Here is a 389-nt window from a genome sequence, read left to right on the forward strand (position 1 = left end):
GGTTTTATGATTGCTGAAGTTGCTCGTTTATTAAAAGAGAACAATAAAAAACTTCCTTTTGGTTTGTATATTGTGAATTCTGTTCAGGAGGAAATTGGTCTTCGTGGAGCTGAAATGATTGCGCATAGAATAAAACCAAATGTAGCGATTGTTACTGATGTTTGCCATGACACCACTACTCCAATGATTGATAAAAAGGTAGAAGGTGATCTTAAAATGGGCAAAGGTCCTGTTATTGGCTATTCACCAGCAATTCAGAATAAATTACGTGATTTGATTGTAGACGTAGCTTCAGAAAATAAAATTCCTTTTCAGAGACACGCTACTTCACGTGCAACTGGAACAGATACTGATGCTTTTGCTTATAGCAATGGCGGTGTTCCCTCTGC

1 pseudogene is annotated in these 389 nt (G+C 37.5%); it reads left to right on the forward strand.

Annotated features, from left to right (window positions below):
- Nucleotides 1-389: pseudogene (locus tag B3J44_RS07650) on the forward strand (M42 family peptidase); the annotation flags it as partial.

Source organism: Flavobacterium sp. UBA4854, assembly GCF_002399805.1.
GTDB lineage: Bacteria > Bacteroidota > Bacteroidia > Flavobacteriales > Flavobacteriaceae > Flavobacterium > Flavobacterium ginsengisoli.